Here is a 7,286-nt window from a genome sequence, read left to right on the forward strand (position 1 = left end):
CCGTCGCGCCACGCGGCGAACGCGTCGGCATCGCCCAGCGCGCCGCCGAGCGCGGCTTGCGCGCACGCGACGGCTGCCTGCGCGACTTCCGGCGCAATCATGAAGCCGTGCCGGTACAGACCGTTGACGGCGAGTGTCGATGCGCCGTCCCAGATCACCGCCGGGCGGTGATCGGGCAGCGTCGGCCGGCACTGCGCGTTGAGTTCGAGAATGCGTGCCTCGCCGAACGCCGGATGCACGGAGAACGCCGCGCTCAGCAGTTCGAGCGCGGAGCGCACGCTGACGGGCGACATGTCCTCGCCCTCCACCTCGGTCGCGCCGATCACATAGAGATCGTCCTGCTTCGGCGCGATGTACAGCGGGTAGCGCGGATGCAGCAGCCGCACGGGCCGCGTGAGCCCGATGCCGGGCGCATGCACGCGCGCGACTTCGCCGCGGATGCCGCGCAGCGCGGGCAGCGCGGATTTCGCGCCGAGCCCGCGGCAATCGATCGTGAAATGCGCGGCGGGCAGGTTGGCATCGTCGATCGCGACGTGCCAGCGGAGATCGACGCCGCGTTCGGCGAGGCCGGCCGCCAGCGCGCGCAGCGCCTGGCGATTGTCGAGCTGCCCTTCGCGCGGCAGCAGCAGGCCGCGGGCGAAACGGCCCGCGAGCGTGGGCTCGGCCGCATCGACCTGCGCGCCGGCGAGCGTCACGAAACCGCCGTCGAGCAGGTCGGCCGGCGCGTTCGCGCGCACCCGCCGCTCGAACAGCGGCGCCTCCGCACGGTCCGCGTGGTGCCAGACGACGAGCGTGCCGTGATGCTGGAAAAAAACGGGTTCGGGCAGTTCCGCGAGCCATTGCGGCCAGCGTTCGAGCGACGCGGCGCCGAGCTCGGTGATCAGCCGTTCCGCGCTCGCCGCTTCCGCGAGCGGCGCGAGCATCGCGGCCGCGATCCAGGCAGCCGACTGCTCGCCGTCCGGGCCGCCGCGCTCGTACAGCGCGACGCGATGCCCGTCGCCCGCGAGCCGCCACGCGATCAGGCGGCCGACGAGGCCGCCGCCGAGCACCGCGAAATCGGGCCGTGCATCCTGGACGTTCATCGCGCGCCCTCCGCGCGAATACGCACGACGAGCGTCGACGCGCGCGCGCCGCCACATGCGAACGCATGCGGCATCGGGGCGGGAATCAAGCAAAAGACTGAAGATTGTGCGGTCATCATTCCTTCCGTAACGCGCAATGCGCGTACCCAAAAGGACGAAACCGGCAGCAAAGGCCGGCCGGGCGGGACTCGGGCGCTGACCATATGGGATGGCGGCCAGCGCGGCCCGGCGGGATCAGAAACTTCCCTCGCCGGTATTACCCGGATCGGGTGCAAAGGGTTTTTCTCAGCCTCGCCGCGCCGCCCGGAACATCCGCCGGCCACGCCACGAAGCACCCCTGTTTCGTCGTCGGCCATTAGACCATAAAAGCCGAAAGCGCCGCAAACTGTCCCCGTGGGGCAAATTCCCCGTCGGCCCGCGCCGCTCTGGCACAATGCCCGCAGGCCGGCCGCGCGAGCGGCCGGTTGCCGCGTCACCGCCGGCCCTTAAGCGCCGTTTAAGACGCGCGGGCGACCATCGCTGCGCCCGCCGTCCGTCGGCGCCGCGCCCCGGCATGCCGTATCGCGGCGCGCGCCCGGCTTCGCCCGGCCCGCGCGCCGGCTACTCATCAGGAAGCACATGACCCAATCGATCGATCCCGTCCGCTCCGCCTCCGACGCGCCGCAGGACGAGCGCCCGGTATCCGCATGGAGCCTCATCAAGCCCTACTGGGTATCGTCCGAATGGAAAATCGCGTGGGGCCTGCTGGTCACGATCATCGCGATCAACCTCTGCGTGGTCTGGATCAACGTCCGGCTGAACAAGTGGAACGCCGAGTTCTACAACGCGCTGCAGTCGAAGGACGTCCACGACTTCCCGAATCTGCTGATGCAGTTCTCCGCGCTCGCGTTCGCGTTCATCATCCTCGCGGTGTACGGCCGCTACCTGCGGCAGCTGCTCGGCTTCCGCTGGCGCCAGTGGCTCACCGACCGCTTCCTCGGCCAGTGGCTCGGCGATCGCGCGTTCTACCGGATCGAACGCGACCGCCTCGCGGACAACCCCGACCAGCGGATCACCGACGACCTCCAATCGTTCGCGACCACGACGCTCGCGCTGTCGCTCGACCTGCTGTCGACGGTCGTCACGCTCGTGTCGTTCATCACGATCCTGTGGTCGCTCGCCGGCGCGCTGACGTTCACGCTCGGCGCGACGCCGATCTCGATTCCCGGCTACATGGTGTGGGCGGCCGCGCTGTACGCGGTGATCGGCTCGCTGATCATCCAGAAGGTCGGCCATCCGTTGGTGTCGATCAACTACCAGCAGCAGCGCGTCGAGGCCGATTTCCGCTTCGGGCTGATCCGCGTGCGCGAGAACGCCGAGCAGATCGCGTTCTACGACGGCGAGAAGACCGAGGCGGCCAACGCGCAGGGCCTCTTCATGCGCATCCGCGACAACTGGTGGCGCGTGATGAAGTACACGAAGCGGCTGACGTTCGTGCTGAGCTTCTACGGGCAGATCGCGATCATCTTCCCGCTCGTCGTCGCCGCGCCGCGCTATTTCGCGGGCGCGTTCTCGTTCGGCGTGCTGATGCAGATCTCGTCCGCGTTCGGCACCGTCAGCGATTCGTTCTCGTGGTTCATCAACAGCTACTCGACCCTTGTCGAATGGCGCGCCACCGTCAACCGTCTGCGCGAATTCAAGCGCGTGATGGGCACGTCGCACCTGAAGGAAAGCCTGTCGCCCGCGACCGAGCACGGCGGCATCAACCTGCACTACATCGACGACGCGAAGCTGTCGACGTCGGCGCTGAAGCTCGCGCTGCCGAACGGCAACGCGCTCGCCGACATCGGCAACGTGACGATCGAGCCGGGCTCGCGCTGGCTCGTGATCGGCAAGTCGGGTTCCGGCAAGAGCACGTTCATGCGTGCGCTCGCGGGCCTGTGGCCGTTCGGCGACGGTGCGATCGATGCGCCGGTCGGCGCGCGGATGATGTTCGTGCCGCAGACGAGCTACCTGCCGATCGGCACGCTGAAGGCCGCGCTCACCTATCCGGCGACACCCGACACGTTCAGCGACGAAGCCTGCCGCGACGCGCTGCGCGCGTGCCGCCTCGAGGATTACGTCGAGCGCCTAGACGAGACCGCGCACTGGACGCGCGTGCTGTCGCCCGGCGAGCAGCAGCGTCTTGCCGGCGCGCGCGTGCTGCTGCACAAGCCCGACTTCCTGTTCCTCGACGAAGCCACCAGCGCGCTCGACGCCGACAACGAGGCACGCCTGTATCACCTGTTCGCCGAACGGCTGCCGAAGGCCGCGATCGTCAGCATCGCGCACCGCGAGTCGCTGGCCGCGTTCCACGTCGGCACGATCAACGTCGAACGCGCGAACGCCGGCGACAAGGTCGCCGCGTGAGCGCACGCGCGCGCATCGCGCTGATCACCGGCGCAGGCGCGGGGATCGGCGCGGCGCTCGCACGACGGCTCGCGGCGCCCGGCATCGCGCTGGCGCTGCATGCGCGCGGCGCGGACGATTCCGCGCGGGCGCGGCTCGCCGAAGTCGCCCGTGCGTGCACGACGGCCGGCGCCGAATGCATCACGCTGACCGGCGATCTCGGCGAACCGGGTCTTGCCGCCGCGCTCGTCGATACCACCGCCACGCGCTTCGGCGGGCTCGACCAGCTCGTCGCGAACGCCGGCTTCGCCGCGCGGCAATCCTTTTCCGATCTTTCCGCGGACACGCTCGCGTGCGCCTTCACGGCGATGCCCGGCGCGTTCTCGGCGCTCGCGGGCCGCGCGCGGCCGCTGCTCGAAGCGTCGGTCGCCCCGCGCATCGTCGCGGTCAGCTCGTTCGTCGCGCACCGTTACCGCGCCGATGCGCCGTTCGCGGCGACCGCCGCCGCGAAGGCCGCGCTCGAATCGCTCGTGCGCTCGGCGGCCGCCGAATTCGCCGCGCGCGGCATCACCGTGAACGCCGTCGCGCCGGGCTTCACGCGCAAGGACCACGGCCCGAGCGCCGGCAACGCCGCCGCGTGGGCGCAGGCCGAACAGGCGACACCGCTCGGCCGGATCGCCGAACCCGACGATGTCGCCGCGCTGATCGCATTCCTGTTGTCCGATGCGGCGCGGCAGATCACCGGCCAGGTCATTCACGTCGACGGCGGCCTGACGCTCTGACGCGTCCTTCCCTCCCCCTCCTTGCCCGCACGAACCCGTCCCCGCCTTTTTGGCGCGCGGGGCCGCGCCCGTAAAATAACCGCCACGCGGCAGCGCGAGACAAGACGAGAGGGGGCGGCAAGCATGCAGGCATTCCAGTGGTTCAACGAACTGTCGACGCGCGAGCGCCGGACGCTGTACGCCGGCTTCGGCGGCTACGCGGTCGATGCGTTCGACTTCATGATCTATTCGTTCCTGATTCCGACGCTGATCGCGACCTGGGGCATGTCGAAGAGCGAGGCGGGGATGATCGCGACGAGTTCGCTGATCTCGTCGGCGATCGGCGGCTGGGTCGCCGGCATCCTCGCCGACCGCTACGGCCGCGTGCGCGTGCTGCAGTGGACGATCGCGACGTTCGCGCTGTTCACGTGCCTGTCCGGGTTCACGCATTCGTTCTGGCAGCTGCTCGCCACCCGCACGCTGCAGGGCTTCGGCTTCGGCGGCGAATGGTCGGTCGTGACGATCATGATGGTCGAGACGATCCGATCGCCCGAGCATCGCGCAAAGGCCGTCGGCACCGTGCAGAGCAGCTGGTCGTTCGGCTGGGGCGCGGCCGCGATCCTCTACTGGGCATTCTTCGCGCTGCTGCCCGAGCAGCTCGCGTGGCGCGCGTGCTTCTGGATCGGCATCGCGCCCGCGCTGTGGATCCTGTACATCCGCCGCAACGTCAGCGATCCCGACATCTACACGGCCACGCGCCGCGCGCGCGACGAGGGCCGCGTGTCGGGCCACTTCCTCGAGATCTTCTCGCCGCCGCACCTGCGCGCGACGCTGTTCGGCAGCGCGCTGTGCACCGGCATGCTCGGCGGCTACTACGCGATCACGACGTGGCTGCCCACCTACCTGAAAACCGTCCGCCACCTGTCGGTGTTCAACACGAGCGGCTATCTGGTCGTGCTGATCGTCGGCTCGTTCGTCGGCTACGTGGTCGGCGCGATCCTGTCCGACCGGCTCGGCCGCCGCGCGTCGTTCATCCTGTTCGCGATCGGCTCGTTCTCGCTCGGCATGGCATACACGATGCTGCCGATCACCGATACCGCGATGCTGCTGCTCGGCTTCCCGCTCGGCATCGTCGTGCAGGGGATTTTCGCGGGCGTCGGCGCGTACCTGTCGGAACTGTATCCGGGCGCGATCCGCGGCTCGGGCCAGGGCTTCTGCTACAACCTTGGCCGCGGGCTCGGCTCGTTCTTCCCGATCCTCGTCGGCGCGCTGTCGCAGTCGATGTCGCTCGTGAAGGCGATCGGCCTCGTGGCGGGCGGCGGCTACCTGCTCGTGATCGTCGCCGCGCTCGTGCTGCCGGAAACGCGCGGCAAGTCGCTCGTCGACGATCCGGCCGTCGCGTCGTGATCAACTGCTTCGCCCAGGAAACCGCATGCACGTGATCGTTCTGGGCGCCGGCGTGATCGGCGTCACCACCGCCTGGCACCTGCGCGAAGCAGGCTGCGACGTCACCGTGATCGAACGCGAGGCCGACGTCGCGCGAGCGACGAGCCTCGGCAACGCGGGCGTGATCGCGCCCGGCTACGTGACGCCGTGGGCAGCGCCCGGGATGCCCGGCAAGATCCTCAAGTACCTGTTCAAGCCCGCGTCGCCGCTGATCTTCCGGCCGACGCTCGATGCCGCGCAGTGGCGCTGGATCGCGCGCTGGCTGCGCGAATGCGAGTTCGAACGGTTCCGCGTGAACAAGCAGCGGATGCAGCGCGTCGCGTATTACAGCCGCGCATGCCTGCATGCGTTTCGCGAGCGTTATCCGTTCGACTACGGCGCGAGCCGCGGCTACCTGCAACTGCTGCGCGGCGCGTTCGACGTCGAGATGGTGCAGCCCGCGCTGAAGGTGCTGCGCGACGCCGGCATCGCGTTTCGCGAACTCGACGCGGCCGGCTGCACGGCGATCGAGCCGGGCCTGCGCTGGGCGCGGCAGGCGCCCGTCGGCGGCATCTACCTGCCCGACGACGAAGCCGGCGACTGCGCCCGCTTCACGCGCGAACTGCGGGCGCTGTGCGAGGCGAACGGCGTGACGTTCCGCTTTCGCACCGAGATCCGCGCGCTCGACGTCGCGGGCGGCAAGGTGCGCGGCGTGCGGGTCGATTCGCGCGCGGCGGGCGATGCCACGCCACGCGATGCGATGCTCGCCGCCGACGCGATCGTCGTCGCGCTTGGCGTCGACAGCGCCGGCCTGCTGCGGCCGCATGGAATCGACGTGCCGCTGTATCCGGTGAAAGGCTATTCCGCCACGCTCGAAGTCGTCGACGAGGAAAAAGCGCCGTGCGCCGCGCTGATGGACGAATCACTGAAGACGGCGATCACGCGCTTCGGCCCGACGCTGCGCGTCGCGGGCACCGCGGAACTCGGCAACCGGCGCGCGGCGCTGCGTCAGCAGGCGCTCGATACGCTGATGAAGGTGCTCGACGACTGGTTTCCGGCGGCCGCCGATCGGGCCTCGGCGCGCTTCTGGGTCGGCCGCCGGCCGATGACGCCCGACGGGCCTCCGCTGCTGGGCGCCAGCGGGATCGACGGGCTCTGGCTCAACGTCGGCCACGGCTCGACGGGCTGGGCGATGTCGATGGGTTCGGGGAAGGTGCTGGCGGACCTCGTCACCGGACACGAGCCGGAGATCGATCTGTCCGGCCTGACGCTCGCGCGCTACCGACGTTAGAACGCAGCAGGCCGGACGTCGGGCGGCGGCGTCGCCCCATCGGGTCCAGACGGTTTGTCCGGCGAGCTGTCGATGATGGCCGGCCTTCGCCCCGCATCGCGGAAACCGCTCAGCGCGCGGCGTGACCATCCGCGCACGCAACCGGCGCCGACGCGATCGGCCGATGCGACACGCCTTCGTGCGACAGCCGGCTTTCGAACAGCGTCAGCGCGTCGACACGCAGCACGACCTGTCGCCCCGGCGCGCCGCCGTGCGCGGGCTGGCCGACCGCGTCATGCGGCAGCCGCGCGAGCGTCACGTGCGGGCGGAACGGCCGCCGGTCGGCCGGCACGCCGAGTTCGCGCAGCACCGCCGACAACC

The 7,286-nt window shown here is 70.1% G+C and carries 6 protein-coding genes and 1 riboswitch; of the genes, 4 read left to right on the forward strand and 2 right to left on the reverse strand.

Annotated elements, in window-relative coordinates; all coding sequences use genetic code 11:
- Positions 1-1,082: FAD-dependent oxidoreductase (locus G3N62_RS33445; RefSeq protein WP_206141456.1), on the reverse strand; the 1,082-nt coding region annotated here is incomplete at its 3' end.
- A 225-nt stretch (positions 1,083-1,307) separates the two neighbouring features.
- Positions 1,308-1,431, reverse strand: a riboswitch (TPP riboswitch).
- Positions 1,432-1,700: 269 nt separating this feature from the next.
- On the opposite strand from G3N62_RS33445, the gene G3N62_RS33450 reads away from it, so the two are divergent.
- The 4 genes from G3N62_RS33450 to G3N62_RS33465 all read left to right on the forward strand — a co-directional run bounded on the left by G3N62_RS33450 (position 1,701) and on the right by G3N62_RS33465 (position 6,926).
- Positions 1,701-3,470: an ABC transporter ATP-binding protein/permease gene (locus G3N62_RS33450; RefSeq protein WP_034189827.1), complete on the forward strand. Its 1,770-nt coding sequence runs from the start codon at positions 1,701-1,703 to the stop codon at positions 3,468-3,470.
- A complete protein-coding gene (locus G3N62_RS33455; protein WP_124609862.1) occupies positions 3,467-4,231 on the forward strand; it encodes an SDR family oxidoreductase in 765 nt (254 codons plus the stop codon). Before G3N62_RS33450 ends, G3N62_RS33455 begins: the two co-directional genes overlap by 4 nt.
- Positions 4,232-4,354: 123 nt before the next feature.
- A complete protein-coding gene (locus G3N62_RS33460; RefSeq protein WP_124670921.1) occupies positions 4,355-5,617 on the forward strand; it encodes an MFS transporter in 1,263 nt (420 codons plus the stop codon).
- Between the two features lie 25 nt (positions 5,618-5,642).
- Complete coding sequence (locus tag G3N62_RS33465) at positions 5,643-6,926, forward strand: D-amino acid dehydrogenase (protein ID WP_049030990.1); 1,284 nt, start codon at positions 5,643-5,645, stop codon at positions 6,924-6,926.
- A 109-nt stretch (positions 6,927-7,035) separates the two neighbouring features.
- Here the strand turns inward: G3N62_RS33465 and G3N62_RS33470 are convergent.
- Positions 7,036-7,286, reverse strand: a 251-nt coding sequence (locus tag G3N62_RS33470) for a 2'-5' RNA ligase family protein (protein ID WP_277399662.1), incomplete at its 5' end; no start/stop codon positions are given.

It is taken from the genome of Burkholderia sp. Tr-20355, assembly GCF_017104685.1.
GTDB classification, from domain to species: domain Bacteria; phylum Pseudomonadota; class Gammaproteobacteria; order Burkholderiales; family Burkholderiaceae; genus Burkholderia; species Burkholderia seminalis.